Below are 16,787 nucleotides of genomic sequence, written 5' to 3'. Positions count from 1 at the left end.
CTGATTTTCGATGCTGTTCAACCTGAAAAAGTTCTTTGGCGCCATGCTGATGCCGCTGCCGCTGTTGATGCTGCTGATGGGGCTGGCGCTGCTGCTGCTGTGGTTCACCCGCTGGCAAAAAAGCGGTAAGACGATTTTTACGCTGAGCTGGCTGTTTTTACTGCTTTTCAGCCTGCAGCCGGTGGCCGATCGGCTGCTGCGGCCGATCGAAGCCCAATACCAGACTTATCGCGGCAACGATCCGGTCAGTTACATCGTGGTGTTGGGCGGGGGCTATACCTACAATCCCGATTGGGCGCCCAGCTCGAATTTGCTCGGCAACAGCCTGCCGCGCGTGACGGAAGGCGTGCGGCTTTACCTTGCGCATCCCGGCGCCAGAATGGTGTTTACCGGCGCATCCGCCGGAAGCATGCAAAGCAACGCCGCCACGGCGGCGCTGGTGGCCGAAAGCCTGGGCGTGCCGCGCAGCGATATGGTGATCCTGAGGGAACCGCGCGATACCGAGGAAGAAGCCGCTCAGGTCGCCAAGTTGGTCGGCGAGCAACCGTTCATTCTGGTGACCTCCGCCAACCATCTGCCGCGCGCCATGCGCTTCTTCGAGGCGAAAGGCCTGCACCCGATCCCGGCGCCGGCCAACCAGTTGGCGATCGACTCGCCGCTGAATATCTGGGATCGCGCCACGCCGTCGTCGATGTTCCTCGGCCATACCGAGCGCGCCTGGTATGAAACGCTGGGCAGCCTGTGGCAATGGCTGAAAGGCGCGGATCACGCCGGCGCCGAGTAAGTTCCGTTCAACCGGCCAGCCAGGGCAGCAGCTGTTGCGACGCAGAGTCGAACGGCCGCCGCTCCAGCTGGCCGGTATGGATCAAACGCCCTACCGCTTCCCACACCACGTACAGCCAGCGTCGCGCCAGGAATGAATCGGCGACCGGCGCCCGCTGCAGATAGCTGAACAGCAGTTGGCTGGGCATGCCCGCCTCGCAAAGGCGGAAAAGATCGTATTCGCGCGGTGCCCACAGCACCACGCCGGGATTCAGCATCGCCAGCAGCTGATCGGTTTTGGGATCTTTCAGCATGCTGCGCAGCGACAGGTTGCCGTGCACCAGCACGCAGGGATCGTCGAAACCGACGAAGAAATGGGTCAGCGCTTCGCGCGTGCGATACAGCAAACGCCGATCCGCCATGGTCAACTGCGGCGTATTGAGATTGACCACCGTCGCCCACAGCACTTCGACCCGCTGCTGATACCAGCAAAACCAGTCGTTCTCCTGCGTACTGTCGACGCTGCCTACGCTGCCGTGGCTGTCGATGCGGTGCCAAGCCAACATCCCATCGACGATCTGCTCCATCAGCATGTTCCAGCGATCCGGCGAACGTGTCGGCGCTTCGACCGAAACGCCGCGCAGGCGCTCGATCAGCAAAATTTCCTTATACGGCGCCTGGTGGGTGCATACCACGCCGTACACCGTGGGCAGACGAATATCCCCGTCGCGCGCCAGCATCGACAGCTTGTACGCCTCTTGCTGGGCGATGCCCTGACAGATAAAGCTTTTCGCCATCAGCGGCATGGCGTTGCCCTGCCGATCGTACAAGGAATACATGTGTGCATAAGGCTGCTCGCTCACCCGTTCCAGCCGGCTGATGGACTCACCCAGCACAATGCTCAGTTCGGCGCGTAACTGCTCCATAAAGCATTCACCTCAGGCTAATAAGGGGGATGCGTAACATCATCGAACGGTGAGCGGAAAAATACTTCAACGCAGATCAACAAAACGGGGATCAGATAGGGGGTATTGCATCGTCGGCGCGTTGCGCAGCGCGCCGACGAACTCAGGCTCAGGGTTGAATGCTGTCGCGCACGCGCTGGAGATCTTCCGGCGTATCGACCCCCACGCTCGGGATCGCTTTCGCGACCGCCACGTGGATTTTTTCACCGTACCACAGTACGCGCAGCTGTTCCAACAGCTCGATCTGTTCCAGCTGACTTGGCGCCCAGCTGACATAGCGGCGCACGAAGCCGGCGCGGTAAGCGTAGATACCGATGTGACGCAACAGGCTGTCGCCGATGCTCTCTTTCGACGCGGCGAAACGCTCGCGATCCCACGGAATGGTGGCGCGCGAAAAGTAGAGCGCATAACCCTGCGCATCCATCACGACCTTCACCGCATTAGGATTGAAAGCTTCTTCGGCGCTGTCGATCGGCACCGCCAGCGTCGCCATGCCGGCCTGGCTGCCCGCCAGGTTCTCCGCCACCTGCCGCACGATCACCGGCGGGATCAGCGGCTCATCGCCCTGCACGTTGACAATGATCTGGTCGTCGGCAAAGCCGTAATGCGCGATCACTTCCGCCAAACGCTCGGTGCCGGAATGATGATCCGGACTGGTCATGCACACTTCACCGCCGGCGGCTTCCACCGCTTTGGCGACTTCAGGGTGATCGGTCGCCACGATGACGCGGCTGGCGCCGGACTCACGGGCGCGCTCCATCACGTGCACCACCATCGGTTTGCCGTGAATATCGGCCAGCGGTTTGCCCGGCAAACGGGTCGAGGCGTAGCGAGCAGGGATAATAGCGATAAAACTCATGCGTGCTTCTCGTCCAGCGACAGCGCACGCGCTTCATTTTCCAACAGCACCGGAATGCCGTCGCGCAGCGGGTAAGCCAGCCCGTCCGCTTTGCACACCAGTTCCTGGTTTTCTTTATTGAAATAGAGTTTGCCGTTGCATACCGGGCAGGCAACGATTTCGAGTAAACGGTGGTCCATGCATCCTCCGCAAGGGGATAGGTCATCTGGGAAAGGGGATGAGGATAGCATAACGTCCGGCCTCAGGTTAATCACCGGCGGCGTCCACCCGCCGATATTTCCTCACGACGCCGGCGCAACGGCTTGAACTGCGGCGCATCCCGGCGTAGAATTTTGTGATACAAATCACAAAAAGGCAGTGATACGTGATTAAACGTCTGCATAAGATCATCGCTCTGTTCGCTAACTACAGCCACTGAGCCCCTTTGTAACGAGCGACGCGGTACTTCGTTTTACCCCACCGACGGCGTCGCTCGTTATCCCACTTCCCAGCCAGCTCCCCATTCAGCGGCCAGCGCCGCCGGAATGTCGCCCAGCGCTACGCGTTGAGCACCGTGCCATTTGGCCGTGCGTGCGATGGATTGCCGGATATCCTGCGCCCGCTGTTTGCCGAAGCGTACCTGAGGCTCGGCATGGAAACTGATGATCTCGAATACGCCCTGGCGGCGGTGTGCCTTGGCGTCAATTCGCCCCACCAGCTCACCGTGATGCAGCACCGGCAACGTGAAGTAACCGTAGCGGCGTTTTTCTTTCGGCGTGTAACACTCCAGACGATAGTCAAAGCCGAACAGCTCCAGCGCACGGCGGCGATCCCAAACCACCGGATCAAAAGGCGACAGCAGGCTGGTGACCGTCGATTTGAGCTTGCCCTGCTCCGCCAGCGGCAGCAGTTCCGCCAGTGATTCATGCACATAGAACTGCCCTTCCAGCTCCGCTACCCGCACCGGCGTAATCTCTCCCTGCTCCTGCAACTCGGCCAGCAAGGCTTTTGGCGCCACGCGCTTCAAGCGATAATAATCCGCCAACCATTCGGCGCGAAAAATGCCCAGATAGCGGCAGGTACGGCGCAGCATCTGTCGGCGCGCCTGCTCTACAGGCAGCGTATGGCGCGCATCGTCCCAGGCCGGAAGCAGCCTTTCGGTCAGATCGTAAACCCGGTGGAAGTTGCGGCGTTCGGCCACCATCAGTTTGCCGGCGGTAAACAGGATCTCCAGGTGCCGTTTCTCCGGCTTCCAGTCCCACCACCCGCTGTTGCCCTTCTTCTCGGCGCTGAAATCCGCGGAACGCACCGGCCCCTGTCGTTCGATGTGCCGCAACAGACTTTCCATCGCCGCTTGATGCTGCCGCACCCAGTCGGCGGAGTATTTCCAACCCATGTCATGGGGCGCCAACATGCGATGTCGCAACAGACCAAAATCCTCGATCGGCAGGAAGCAGGCCTCGTGCGCCCAATATTCGAACAGCTGGCGGCCGGCGAGCGCCTGCTCCAGCCATTCCGGCTGATAGGCCCCCAGGCGGCTGAACAACACCAGATACGGGCTGCGGGCGACAACGCTAATGGTATCGATTTGTAACAGCCCCATGCGCCGGATCGCGCTCACGACGTCATCGGGCCGAGCCTGGCGTTTAAGCGGAGAAAGCAACCCCTGGGCGGCAAGGTGCAGCGCGCGAGCGGCGGTAAGGGAAATCATCGGGGTGGTCATCCTGATATCCGTGACGAGTAGGCAATGGCCTGATAATAGTGGATATCGAGGGATTTATCTTCGCCAGTGCATGCGGGTGGCGACACCGGCACTGGCGAGGAAGGAGGGTGCGATCAGAACGCGATAACGTCTGCCGCGGACAGCCCATGCGAGCTGCGATAGATCGAGAACTCAACGTTCTGACCTTCGTTCAACGACTTATTTTTGGTGTTGGCGATAGCGTTGCGATTGACATAGATTTCGTCGCTGCCATCTACCGGTGAAATAAAACCATAGCCTTCGGCCTGATTAAACCATTTCACACGGCCCATTTTTAACACGGTATTTTTAAACATAACTGATATCCTTTTACTTGAGCATCCTTGACAACGTCATTTTTTATATTGTCTGGACGCTACCAGCCCATCCTAAAGTTTTTCGTAACAAACCTCTCGTGAGCAAAAAAATAAAAAACCCGCACTAAGGCGGGCTTGTTGAACTTAATATCTTCCGCATGACTCTGCGCTGAGGCGTCACCATGGTTGTATTAAGATCTCTTATACGCGTTCCCTGTATTCTTACAGAGCAACAACGTTGGCGGCAGCCGGCCCGCGCGGGCTGTCCTGGATGGTGTACTCGACACGCTGGCCTTCAGCCAGGGTCTTGAAACCGTCGGTCATGATTGCGGAGAAGTGTACGAATACATCTTTGCCGCCGTCGTTCTGCTCAATGAAACCAAAACCTTTGCTTTCGTTGAACCACTTAACCTGACCAGTCTTCTTAGACATTACATTTACCTTTAAATATATTTACAAAACCTGCCATAAGAGGCAATTGAGGCCATTTCAGAAACATTACTTATGGGAGGTACTTAGAAGGTTCGTCTTTGAAGCGGAATCGGATGATAACGTTTTTGGAGGAACTGCTTAACTCTAAACTCGAACATAAATAGGTCTGGATTACAGGCCGACTTGCATTTACTCATAAAAATGGTGAATGCACAAGAGGTTTATTGCATTAAATTCGCCATTACGCCGAATTTATTTTTATCCTGCTGAATATACATGAATTAATTTATCGTTCGCCGCAGCCCATCCGCCGCATCCGCCCCCTCGCCAGGGCATCCTTTGCCCGTCCGTACGCTGCAAATGAGAGCTAACGCATAAAACTCTAATATGCTTGGCGCGTCTATAACAAATCCCAAATCAGATGGCTAAACTTGAGGGGAAAACAAGGCAGACGGCTTTTTCGCCAGCACTTTTGCCGCTAAAAACACGATTTTTCAGATTATGCTGAATCAAGGAGCTATGCGCATGACCGCCCAGCAGTTCGTTTCACCTAATGAAATCCGCGCCAGATTCTCTCACGCCATGTCGGACATGTACCAAAAAGAGGTACCGCTGTACGGCGATCTGCTGGAACTGGTGGCGGAAACCAACCGACAGGTTCTGCGCGAAGATGCCGCACTGGCCCATCAACTGCAAATTACCGGCGAGATCGAGCGCCTGGCGATGGAGCGCCACGGCGCAATCCGCGTCGGCACCGCGGACGAGTTGGCCACCCTGCGCCGCCTGTTCCGGGTGATGGGCATGGCGCCGGTCGGCTACTATGATCTGTCGGTGGCGGGCGTTCCGGTGCACTCCACCGCCTTTCGCGCCGTACACGAAGACGCGCTGCAGGTCAGCCCATTCCGCGTATTCACCTCACTGCTGCGCCTGGAACTGATTGAAGATCTCGCGCTGCGTGAGCTGGCCGAGCGCTTGCTGGCGCGCCGCCGCATCTTTACCGAACGCGCGCTGGAACTGATCGCGCTGCAAGAAACGCAAGGCGGATTGAACGAAGCGCAGGCGCAAGAGTTTGTCGAGCAAGCGCTGGAAACCTTCCGCTGGCACAATCAGGCGACGGTCAGCGCCGAAGAATACCGACAGTTGCACGATCAACATCGCCTGATCGCCGACGTGGTGGCGTTTAAAGGGCCGCATATCAACCACCTGACGCCGCGCACGCTGGATATCGATCGCGTTCAGCAGGCGATGCCCGGCCGCGGCATTACGCCCAAGGCGGTTATCGAGGGCCCGCCGCGCCGCCGCCGTGCAATCCTGCTGCGCCAAACCAGCTTCAAAGCATTGGAGGAAAGCGTCGATTTCGTTGAGCGAGATGGCCACGCCGTCGCCGGTCACCATACCGCACGCTTCGGCGAAATCGAACAGCGCGGCGTGGCGCTGACACCTAAAGGCCGTGAACTCTACGATCGCCTGCTGCAAGCGACCAACGATGCGCTGCAGGCGCCGCCGAGCGAGAAAAATGCGGAACGCTACTATCAACTGCTGGAAGAAAACTTCCGGGCGTTTCCGGATGATTACGCCACGCTGCGCGAGCAGCAGCTGGCCTGGTTCCGCTACTTCCCGACCGAATGCGGCCTGGCGGCCAAAGAATCGCTGGATAAACACAGCACGCTGGAGCAGCTGATCGCGAAAGAACACGTTCGCTTCCAACCGCTGGTGTATGAAGATTTTCTACCGGTCAGCGCTGCGGGGATTTTCCAGTCGAATCTGGGGGACAGCCGCCACGCGCAGTACAACGCGGTTTCCAGCCGGGCGGCATTTGAACAAGCGTTGGGCAGTGAGGTGATCGATGAACTGGCGCTGTATCAGCAGACCCAGCAGCGTTCGCTGGAGGCCTGCGCACAAGCCCTGGGGCTTGCCACTCTGGCATCCTGAGGTTATTTAGTCAGCAGGGATTCGATATCCTGCAGCAGTTGCTCAGCCTGAGCGGACGGCAGCACCGCATCAACCGGTAAATACCACCAATTGGGCTGGGCAAAGGCGCGACACTTCACCGCGTCTTTCTCCGTCATCAGCAGCGTTTGGTCTGCACAGACCAGTGCCGCCAACTGCGCCTGCTGATATTCCTGATGATCGGCGAACGCCACTTCCTGCACAACGTCGACGTTCAACTTTTCCAGCGTCGCGAAGAAACGCGGCGGATGGCCGATGCCTGCCATCGCCACCACGCGCGGCAGCTCGGCCGCCGTGCGGCGTTCTCCGCTCAGCAGATTAACCGCGTCACGCGCCTGCAAGCGCATGGCGATTTCCCCAGCCTGCGCCACGCCGCCGTTGGCGACGCGCGCATCGACGCTGGCAAGCCGCGCGGCGCGCTCGCGCATTGGCCCGGCCGGCAACCACCAACCGTTGCCGAAACGGCGCACGCCGTCGATAACCACCAGCTCGAAATCGCGCTGCAAAGCATAGTGCTGCAAGCCGTCATCGGTGATGATCACATCCAACGGTTGTTGCTGCAGCAATGCCTGCACCGCCTCAGCCCGCTTGGGCGCGATCGCCACAGGCGCCCCGGTGCGCTGATAAATCAGCACCGGCTCATCCCCCGCCTCACGGGTTGAAGTATTCCGACTGAGCACCAGGGGATAGACTGCCGACTTGCCGCCGTAGCCGCGCGACACCACGCCAACGCGGTAGCCCCGCTGCTGCAGGTGTTCCACCAGCCAGATCACCATCGGGGTTTTGCCGTTGCCGCCGGCGGTGAGGTTGCCCACCACTACCACCGGCACCGGCGCGCGCCAGCTTTTGCGCAGGCCGCAGCGATAGCTGAGGCGAATCAGCCAACTGAACAGGCCATACAGCCAGGAGAGCGGCAGCAGCGCCAGATAAAGCAGCGATCCGCCGGACCAAATGCGCTCGATCATTATTGGCCAAACTGCATGCGGTGCAGCTGCGAATAGGCGCCGTGCTGTTCAAGCAACTCAGCGTGCTCGCCGCGTTCGACGATGCGCCCATCTTCCACCACCAGGATCTCGTCCGCCTTCTCAATGGTCGACAAACGGTGCGCGATCACCAGCGAAGTGCGGTCTTTCTGCAGTTCGTCCAGCGCAGCCTGAATGGCGCGTTCGGATTCCGTATCCAGCGCAGAAGTGGCCTCATCCAGGATCAGGATCGGGCAGTCGCGCAGCAGCGCACGCGCGATGGCGATACGCTGACGTTGGCCGCCGGACAGCATCACGCCATTTTCACCGATCACCGTGTCCAGGCCGTTTTCCATCTTGTTGATGAAGTCCATCGCGTACGCCATTTCGGCCGCTTTCTCAATCTGCTCGCGGCTGTATTCGCTTTCGCGCGCATAGGCGATGTTGTTGGCGATGGTGTCGTTGAACAGGTGCACGTTTTGCGAGACCAGCGCCACCTGATTGCGCAGCGAAGCCAGCGTGTATTCCCGCAGATCGTGGCCATCCATCAGGATTTCGCCTTCCTGGATATCGTAGAAACGCGTCAGCAGGTTGGCGATGGTGGATTTACCTGACCCCGAACGCCCTACCAGCGCCACGGTCTTGCCTTCAGCGATTTTCAGGTTGATGTCACGCAGCGCTGGCGTTTCTTTGGCCGGGTAGTAGAAGGTGACATTGCGGAATTCGATATCGCCTTTCGCACGCTTCACTTCACGGGTGCCGGTGTCTTTTTCCTGTTCCATATCCAAAATGGAGAACAGCGTCTGGCAGGCCGCCATCCCACGCTGGAACTGGGCATTGACGTTGGTCAGCGATTTCAGAGGACGCATCAGCGCGATCATCGACGAGAACACCACGGTAATGGTACCGGCGGTCAGGGTTTCCATCACGCTTGGGAAGCTGGCGGCAAACAGCACGAACGCCAGCGCCAGCGAAGCGATCAACTGAATGATCGGATCGGAGATCGAAGACGCGGACACCAGTTTCATGCCCTGTTGGCGCATGCGGTTGCTCACCGAGTTAAAGCGCTCGGTTTCCACCTGCTGGCCACCGAAGATCAGCACTTCTTTATGGCCTTTCAGCATCTGTTCGGCGCTGGTGGTGACCTGCCCCATGGTGTTCTGCATGTTCTTGCTGATGTTGCGGAAACGCTTGGACACCAGGCGAATGGCGATGGAAACGATCGGCGCCAGCACGATCAGGATCACCGACAGCTGCCAGCTGTAGTAGAACATCATGATGAACAGGCCAATGATCGAGGCCCCTTCTCGCACCACGGTCACCAGCGCGCTGGAGGAGGAGGAAGCCACCTGCTCGGAATCATAGGTGATGCGCGACAGCAGAGTCCCAGTGGACTGCTGATCGAAGAAGGCCACCGGCATTCTCATCATGTGGCCAAACAGGCGGCGACGCATCTGCATCACCACCATGCCGGAAACCCAGGAAATGCAGTAGCTTGAAACAAAGCTGGTCACGCCGCGCATCAACATCAGCGCAATGACCGCCAACGGCATCCATACCAGCACGCTGCTGTCGGTTTTTCCAAACCCATCGTCCAATAGCGGTTTAAGCAGAGACAGCATCAGCGTGTCCCCCGCTGCGTTCATAATCAACGCAATGGCGGCCACAATCAGCCCGGTCTTAAAAGGAGTGATCATCGGCCAGAGTCGACGGAACGTCTGCCAGGTCGAGAGATCTTTATCATTCATCATGCAAATACCAGCATCGGAAGAAATAGCGGCCTATTTTACTCATTATCACCCTCTACGCCAAACCGCTGATGATACCAACGGGGCATTAATTGTTCGCGAAAGCCTTTAATTTGCCAATCGTTGTCGAAAAAAAGTACCGATAACTGACCGGAGCGCGTCGTATCACGCCATTGGATGCCATTTGCCCGGTATCTGGCGACCACTTTCCGCGCCGGTAATCGCCATTTGTTGTAACGAGATGCGGACGCCAGCGCCGCTTCGGGATTGACCGCGCGCAGAAACGGCGGCGTCGAGGACGTCCTGCTGCCGTGGTGTCCCACCTGCAACACCGTGGCGGCCAAACGATCGCGCCGCAACCGTAACAACTGCGCCTCCGCCTTCTTTTCCGCATCGCCGGTGAGCAGCAGGCTGTATTTTCCATCGTCGATACGGATCACGCAGGAGTCGTCATTGACCGGCCTTTTGAGCGTTTTCGGCGGCCACAGCACCTCGAATTGCAGCGATTGCCAGCGCCAACGCTCACCGGCGACGCAGGGCAAGTGCCCTTCCCCGCGTATCGGGCTGCGCACCGTAGCCTGCGGAAACGCCCGCCGCACCGCCGGCAACCCGCCGATATGATCGAGGTGAATATGGCTGATAATGATCTGCTCCAGCTCAATATCCCGCCAGTTCAGCATCGGTAAGATATGTCGCTCGGCAGCGCTGCCCGCGGGCCAACGATCGCCGGTATCGTACAGTATCCCCTTGCCGTTTTGCTCGATAACCACCGCCAACCCGTGCCCGACATCAAGCATATCGACACGCCAACGATAGTCCGGCGCTTTGCCACGCCACAACACGCAGCATATCGCCACCGCCGCCAGCCCCGGCGCATAGCGCCACCACCAATGAAATCGCCAACAGATAACGATAAGCCATCCCGCTGCGCTGGCCACCAGCGAAGCGGCCCCCAAATCCACCCAGCCATGCTGCAGATGATTCAGCGGCACAAACACCCAGTGCAACGTGACGTCCGCCAGCCACCATAACCCGTAGCTTAATGAAGGAGCGAAGCCAAAGATCACCGCCAGCAAGATCAACGGCACCGTCATCAATGAAACGATGGGCACCGCCCACAAATTAGCCGGCAATGAGGTCAGCGTCAGGCCCAGAAACAACGCGGCCTGCATCGGCACCAGCAGCAGCGTCATGCCAAGTTGAATATGTAACCAGCGCACCGGCGCCCAGTACCAGGCTGAGCGAAATCGTTCACCGAGCGGCGCCCATTCAAACCAAAAAATCAGGCAACCTACCGCCAACACCGACAGCCAGAAGCTGTCTGACAATACCGCCAGCGGATCGCACAGCAAAATCAGCCCGACACACCACAGCCACACTTGCCAGGAAGAGCAAAGCACCCCACGCAGGCGCAGCGACATCCACAATGTCATTGCCAGGAGGGAGCGCACCGCCGGCGGCTGGGCGCCCACCAACCAGACATAGATCAGCGTCGCCACCCAGCCCGCGATCAGCGGAAAACGATAGCCAATCAGGTGGGCAGGAAGAAAAAACTGCAGCCCGCGCAGCACGGCCCAGAGCAAGATGGCGACCATCGCTACATGCAGCCCTGAAATGGCCATTAAATGTGCAATGCCGGTTTTCAGCATCAGCGTGCGTAAAGCCTGTTCCAACGCGGTTCGTTCCCCAAACGCCAGCGCCAACAACACGGCCTTGTAACGCAGCTCACCGATATTGGTTTCCGCATGGCTGATGATGTGCTGGCGCAGGCTGCAACCGCCTTCCAATAAATAAGCCTGCCTGACCTGGCCGGTCAGCGGCTGGCGCTGTGCGATAGCCCAACGCTGGCTGTCGAAACCCCCTTCATTGAGCTTGCCATGCACCGGGCGTAAACGCAGTTTCAATTGCCAACGCTGCCCGGCGCACAACCGCCGCTGTTGCGGAACCCATGCGGTGGTAAACGCCAGCGCAGGCACCAGCCAATGGCCATCGATCCGCTCGATACGCATCAATGTCTGCTTGCTGTCGGCGGACTCCAGCGCGATGCTGCTTACCTGCGCCACCGCCGTCACCTCCGGCCCGTGGCTTAAGCGTTCCATTTGCCCGATCAGGGTTCCGGCGTTAAAAACCGCCCATGTGAATCCCAACCCCAGACAGGCCAAATAGCGACAGAACGACCAGCGCATGCGCAGCAGTAAACCGGCGGCAAGCAATATCGGCCACAGCAGCCATGGCTCAGGCAACCGCGGTAAAACCAGCAGCGGCAGAATGCCGCCGATAACGGCGAAAATCGCCAGATCCAGCGAAAGTTTGATCGCTCTTCTCCCATCCTACCCGCCATCAGCAAAAGCGCGTCGCGGCAGGCAAACAGGATTATTCAGGCGATATGCCGCCGCCAGCGGGCTTTAGCGAAGATGCGGTGAACCTGGCAGGATAAGAGAAGTTTATGCAGCAACCACACTGCACATGCGGCGCGGTACGCAATTCACGAGCGGAGCGCTGAGAACCACAGGCGAAAAAAAACGGCGCCTTAAAGGCACCGTTTTATATTCTTTACAAGCAACAACGCTATGAGCAGTCAGCGACTAACCATAGATATTGGCGCGGTCACGCAACTCTTTGCCAGGTTTGAAGTGAGGGACGTACTTGCCGTCCAGCTCGACTTTGTCACCGGTTTTCGGGTTACGACCTACACGCGGGGCACGGTAGTGAAGAGAAAAACTGCCGAATCCGCGGATCTCAATGCGTTCGCCCTCGGCCAGCGTAGCGGCCATGTGCTCAAGCATCTCTTTCACTGCATCCTCAACGGCCTTCGCCGGAATATGAGATTGCTGGCCAGCAAGTCTTTCAATAAGTTCAGACTTGGTCATAGTACCTCCAAGCTTTGCAGCTAAACTACCGTATCGGGGCGGCCAGAGACCGCCCCCCGTCATTACTCGCCTTTAGCCGCTTTGAAAGCTTCAGCCATTGCGTTAGAGAAGTTGCCTTCTTCCTGTTTGTTGTTAACAGTTGCGATGGCGTCTTTCTCGTCAGCTTCGTCCTTAGCACGTACGGACAGGCTTACAACGCGGTTCTTACGGTCAACGCCGGTGAATTTAGCTTCAACTTCGTCACCTACGTTCAGAACCAGAGTTGCATCTTCAATGCGGTCGCGAGAGGCTTCAGATGCACGCAGGTAACCTTCTACGCCGCCTGCCAATTCAACTGTAGCACCTTTGGCGTCAACTGCAGTGACTTTACCAGTAACAATAGCACCTTTCTTGTTCATAGACAGGTAGTTATTGAACGGGTCTTCAGCCAGTTGCTTCACGCCCAGGGAGATACGCTCGCGCTCTGCGTCAACTTGCAGAACAACCGCAGCGATTTCGTCGCCTTTCTTGTATTCACGTACTGCTTCTTCGCCTGCAACGTTCCAGGAGATGTCAGACAGGTGAACCAGGCCGTCGATGCCGCCGTCCAGGCCGATGAAGATACCGAAGTCAGTGATAGACTTGATTTTACCTTCAACGCGGTCGCCCTTGTTGTGGGTTTCTGCGAACTGCTGCCATGGGTTGGATTTGCACTGCTTCAGGCCCAGGGAGATACGACGACGTTCTTCATCGATGTCCAGAACCATCACTTCCACTACGTCGCCCACGTTAACAACTTTGGACGGATGGATGTTTTTGTTGGTCCAATCCATTTCAGAAACGTGTACCAGACCTTCAACGCCTTCTTCGATTTCTACGAAGCAGCCGTAATCAGTCAGGTTGGTTACACGACCAGTCAGCTTGGTGCCTTCTGGGTAACGTTTCGCGATAGCAACCCATGGATCTTCGCCCAGCTGTTTCAGGCCCAGGGATACACGAGTACGCTCGCGGTCGAACTTCAGCACTTTAACAGTGATTTCATCGCCAACGTTGACGATTTCGCTTGGGTGCTTAACGCGTTTCCAAGCCATGTCAGTGATGTGCAGCAGGCCGTCTACGCCGCCCAGATCAACGAATGCACCGTAGTCAGTGAGGTTCTTAACGATACCTTTAACTTCCATGCCTTCCTGCAGGTTTTCCAGCAGTTGATCGCGCTCAGCGCTGTTCTCGGATTCGATAACCGCACGGCGAGAAACGACAACGTTGTTGCGCTTCTGATCCAGCTTGATGACTTTGAACTCAAGCTCTTTGCCTTCCAGGTGCAGAGTGTCACGTACCGGACGCACGTCAACCAGGGAACCTGGCAGGAACGCGCGGATGCCGTTCAGCTCGACGGTGAAGCCACCCTTCACTTTGCCGTTGATAACACCGGTTACAGTCTCAGCTTCTTCGTAGGCTTTTTCCAGCGTGATCCAAGCTTCGTGACGCTTAGCTTTCTCACGGGACAGCAGGGTTTCACCGAAGCCGTCTTCAACAGCATCCAGAGCAACGTCAACTTCGTCACCAACCTGGATTTCCAGCTCGCCCTGGGCGTTTTTGAATTGCTCAGCCGGGATGGCAGACTCAGATTTCAGACCGGCGTCAACCAGTACGATATCTTTGTCGATAGCAACAACGACGCCACGAACGATGGAACCCGGGCGGGTTTCGATTTCTTTTAAGGATTCTTCAAAGAGTTGAGCGAAAGATTCAGTCATGTTGTTAATCTTCAGGGTTCTTTAGTTTAACGTCCATTTAGCATCCCGCCGAATGGGGTTGTTTCACATACCCCGCCATTGGCTCCATGCCGACAGGGTTTAAGGTTACAGGGGTAAAATTTTACCCGATATATTGCGATACCGCTATGACAAATATGACAAAAAGCCAATAGCGCCGCCGCGCTTATCGCTGCGGCAACGCCAACACTTTCTGTGCATACGTCAACGCCTGCCGGATTACTTCTTCGATCGACATGCTGGTAGAATCCAGCACGAGGGCGTCTGAAGCGGGCACCAGAGGCGCGATAGGCCGATTACGGTCACGGTCGTCCCGTTCCTTTATCTCGGCTAAAAGACGTTCAAAGTTAACATTAAAGCCCTTCTCCTGCAACTGCAGCATGCGGCGGTGCGCGCGCTCCTCCGAGCTGGCGTCGAGGAAAATCTTGACCGGCGCGTCCGGGAACACCACCGTGCCCATGTCGCGGCCATCGGCAATCAGGCCGGGCGCCTCGCGGAATGCACGCTGGCGGCGCAGCAGCGCCTCGCGCACGCGCGGAAACGCCGCCGCTTGCGACGCGGTGTTGCCGACGGTTTCGGTGCGGATCTCGTTGCTGACGTCCTCACCTTCCAAAATCACCTGCAGCTTGCCGTCCTGGGCAACGAAGCGAACATCGAGATGTGCGGCCAGCGGAACCAGCGCTTCCTCAGAAGTGATATCCACCTGATGATGCAACGCCGCCAGCGCCAGCACGCGATAGATCGCGCCGGAGTCCAGCAAACGCCAACCAAGGGACTCGGCCAACGCTTTACACAGCGTGCCTTTGCCTGCGCCACTTGGTCCATCAACGGTTATCACCGGGGCTGTAGCCGTCATTTCTCTCTCCTTCAGGTAGAAAACCTCACAGAGACACGGCGTGCTTCGGCTCAAGGCCCGCGCGCCGCACTCTCTGTCACCTGCCCAATCAGGGGCAAATACGGTGGCGTATTATACGCTGCCCTACGGCGATCTGTTACCCTGGAACTGTCCGGTTGTTGAAAATAAGCGCACAACCGCGAAAAAGTATAGAAGAAACGCCGGTCGCCAAAGGTTAAAAATGATAAAGGCCCGCAAAGGGGCCTTAAAATAAACGATTTGACGGGTTAAGCCGGCTGGCTGATGCGCGCCAGCTGTTCGAAATAGTCAGGGAAGGTTTTCGCGGTGCATTTCGGATCGAGAATGGTGACCGGGGTATCCGACAGTGCCACCAGCGAGAAACACATCGCCATGCGGTGATCGTTGTAGGTGCCTATCTCGGCGAACTGCAGCTTGGCCGGCGGCACTACGTGAATGTAGTCTTCGCCTTCATCCACTTCCGCCCCTACCTTGCGCAGCTCGGTAGCCATCGCCGCCAGACGATCGGTCTCCTTCACCCGCCAGTTGTAGATATTGCGGATGGTGGTCGGCCCCTCGGCGAACAGCGCCGCGGTAGCGATGGTCATCGCCGCGTCCGGAATGTGGTTCATATCCATGTCGATGCCGCGCAGTTCACCGCGGCTGCACTCGATGAAATCGTCGCCCCAGGTGATGCGCGCGCCCATTTTCTCCAGCACGTCGGCGAACTTGGTGTCGCCCTGCACGCTTTTGCGACCGATGCCGGTCACGCGCACGGTGCCGCCCTTGATCGCCGCCGCCGCCAGGAAGTAAGAGGCGGAAGAGGCGTCGCCCTCAACCAGGTAATCGCCCGGCGCGATATACGTCTGGCGCCCCTGGATATGGAACACCCGATAGTTGTCGTGGCTGACCGCTACGCCGAAGGTGCGCATCAGATGCAGCGTGATGTCGATGTACGGCTTGGAGACCAGCTCGCCCTTGATGTGGATCTGCGTATCCTGCGGCGCCAGCGGCGCGGTCATCAGCAACGCGGTCAGGAACTGGCTGGAGACGCTGCCGTCGACGGTGACGTCGCCGCCCTGGAAGCCGCCGCGCAGGCGAATCGGCGGGTAATCGGTCTGCTCGAGGTAGTCAATCTGCGCCCCGCCCTGGCGCAACGCATCCACCAGATGGCCGATCGGGCGCTCTTTCATGCGCGGTTCACCGGTCAACACCACGTCGCCTTCGCCGAGGCACAGCGCCGCCGCCAACGGGCGCATCGCGGTGCCGGCATTGCCGAGGAACAGTTCCAGCGGCCGTTCGGCCACCAACGGGCCGGCCACGCCGGTCACTTCGCACACGGTGCGGTCAGCGGAAAGCTGATAGCTCACGCCCAACGCCTGCAGCGCGTTCAGCATATGACGCACGTCGTCGCTGTCCAGCAGGTTGGTCAGCCGGGTCGTTCCTTTCGCCAGCGCAGCCAGCAGCAGAGCGCGGTTAGAAACGCTCTTGGAGCCGGGTAAGTTGACGGTGCCATTGACCAGGGCAACCGGTTGTAACGTCAGGGAATCCACCATGTGAACAAAACTCTCCAATTCTGATAAACGAAACGGCTC

Annotated in this window: 15 protein-coding genes; 2 read left to right on the top strand and 13 right to left on the bottom strand. The window is 58.1% G+C overall.

Annotated features, from left to right (window positions below):
• Positions 1-10 precede the first annotated feature (10 nt).
• Positions 11-784, top strand: a complete 774-nt coding sequence (elyC, locus tag AAIE04_RS04415; RefSeq protein WP_154746873.1) for an envelope biogenesis factor ElyC — start codon at positions 11-13, stop codon at positions 782-784.
• Positions 785-791: 7 nt separating this feature from the next.
• Here elyC and AAIE04_RS04410 read toward each other — a convergent pair whose 3' ends face one another.
• The 6 genes from AAIE04_RS04410 to cspE all read right to left on the bottom strand — a co-directional run bounded on the left by AAIE04_RS04410 (position 792) and on the right by cspE (position 5,055).
• Positions 792-1,688, bottom strand: coding sequence for a YcbJ family phosphotransferase (locus AAIE04_RS04410; RefSeq protein ID WP_019454534.1), 897 nt, complete (start codon positions 1,686-1,688; stop codon positions 792-794).
• A 148-nt stretch (positions 1,689-1,836) separates the two neighbouring features.
• Positions 1,837-2,586 (bottom strand): 3-deoxy-manno-octulosonate cytidylyltransferase, encoded by a 750-nt coding sequence (kdsB, locus tag AAIE04_RS04405; RefSeq protein ID WP_019454535.1) that lies wholly within the window; start codon positions 2,584-2,586, stop codon positions 1,837-1,839.
• Entirely contained in the window at positions 2,583-2,765 is a 183-nt protein-coding gene (locus AAIE04_RS04400; protein ID WP_004928237.1) for a Trm112 family protein, read from the bottom strand. The genes kdsB and AAIE04_RS04400 overlap by 4 nt, the downstream gene beginning before the upstream one ends.
• Positions 2,766-3,061: 296 nt before the next feature.
• The gene (locus tag AAIE04_RS04395) at positions 3,062-4,288 is read right to left on the bottom strand and encodes a winged helix-turn-helix domain-containing protein (protein ID WP_498576564.1); all 1,227 of its coding nucleotides are present in this window, start codon (positions 4,286-4,288) and stop codon (positions 3,062-3,064) included.
• 113 nt (positions 4,289-4,401) lie between these two features.
• Positions 4,402-4,623 carry a cold-shock protein gene (locus AAIE04_RS04390; protein WP_004928241.1) on the bottom strand — a complete coding sequence of 74 codons (222 nt, stop codon included), beginning with the start codon at positions 4,621-4,623 and terminating at the stop codon, positions 4,402-4,404.
• A 222-nt stretch (positions 4,624-4,845) separates the two neighbouring features.
• Positions 4,846-5,055, bottom strand: coding sequence for a transcription antiterminator/RNA stability regulator CspE (gene cspE / locus AAIE04_RS04385; RefSeq protein ID WP_019454537.1), 210 nt, complete (start codon positions 5,053-5,055; stop codon positions 4,846-4,848).
• Positions 5,056-5,580: 525 nt separating this feature from the next.
• On the opposite strand from cspE, the gene hglS reads away from it, so the two are divergent.
• Entirely contained in the window at positions 5,581-6,987 is a 1,407-nt protein-coding gene (gene hglS, locus AAIE04_RS04380; RefSeq protein ID WP_019454538.1) for a 2-oxoadipate dioxygenase/decarboxylase HglS, read from the top strand.
• A gap of 2 nt (positions 6,988-6,989) precedes the next feature.
• Here hglS and lpxK read toward each other — a convergent pair whose 3' ends face one another.
• The 7 genes from lpxK to aroA all read right to left on the bottom strand — a co-directional run bounded on the left by lpxK (position 6,990) and on the right by aroA (position 16,748).
• Positions 6,990-7,970 carry a tetraacyldisaccharide 4'-kinase gene (lpxK, locus tag AAIE04_RS04375; protein ID WP_498056357.1) on the bottom strand — a complete coding sequence of 327 codons (981 nt, stop codon included), beginning with the start codon at positions 7,968-7,970 and terminating at the stop codon, positions 6,990-6,992.
• Positions 7,970-9,718 (bottom strand): lipid A ABC transporter ATP-binding protein/permease MsbA, encoded by a 1,749-nt coding sequence (msbA, locus tag AAIE04_RS04370; protein WP_025159678.1) that lies wholly within the window; start codon positions 9,716-9,718, stop codon positions 7,970-7,972. Before msbA ends, lpxK begins: the two co-directional genes overlap by 1 nt.
• A gap of 35 nt (positions 9,719-9,753) precedes the next feature.
• Positions 9,754-12,030, bottom strand: a complete 2,277-nt coding sequence (locus tag AAIE04_RS04365; protein WP_084799121.1) for a ComEC family protein — start codon at positions 12,028-12,030, stop codon at positions 9,754-9,756.
• Between the two features lie 270 nt (positions 12,031-12,300).
• Positions 12,301-12,585 (bottom strand): integration host factor subunit beta, encoded by a 285-nt coding sequence (ihfB, locus tag AAIE04_RS04360; RefSeq protein WP_004928264.1) that lies wholly within the window; start codon positions 12,583-12,585, stop codon positions 12,301-12,303.
• A 62-nt stretch (positions 12,586-12,647) separates the two neighbouring features.
• Positions 12,648-14,321, bottom strand: coding sequence for a 30S ribosomal protein S1 (gene rpsA, locus AAIE04_RS04355; RefSeq protein WP_004928267.1), 1,674 nt, complete (start codon positions 14,319-14,321; stop codon positions 12,648-12,650).
• 184 nt (positions 14,322-14,505) lie between these two features.
• Positions 14,506-15,195, bottom strand: coding sequence for a (d)CMP kinase (gene cmk, locus AAIE04_RS04350; protein WP_025159679.1), 690 nt, complete (start codon positions 15,193-15,195; stop codon positions 14,506-14,508).
• A gap of 266 nt (positions 15,196-15,461) precedes the next feature.
• On the bottom strand, positions 15,462-16,748 hold the full coding sequence (aroA, locus tag AAIE04_RS04345) for a 3-phosphoshikimate 1-carboxyvinyltransferase (protein WP_063919128.1): 1,287 nt from the start codon (positions 16,746-16,748) through the stop codon (positions 15,462-15,464).
• Positions 16,749-16,787 lie beyond the last annotated feature (39 nt).

It is taken from the genome of Serratia sp. Ae19-1 (assembly GCF_059801225.1).
The sequence above is the reverse complement of the archived record's forward strand: the minus strand, read 5'-3'. Positions and strand labels throughout refer to the sequence as shown.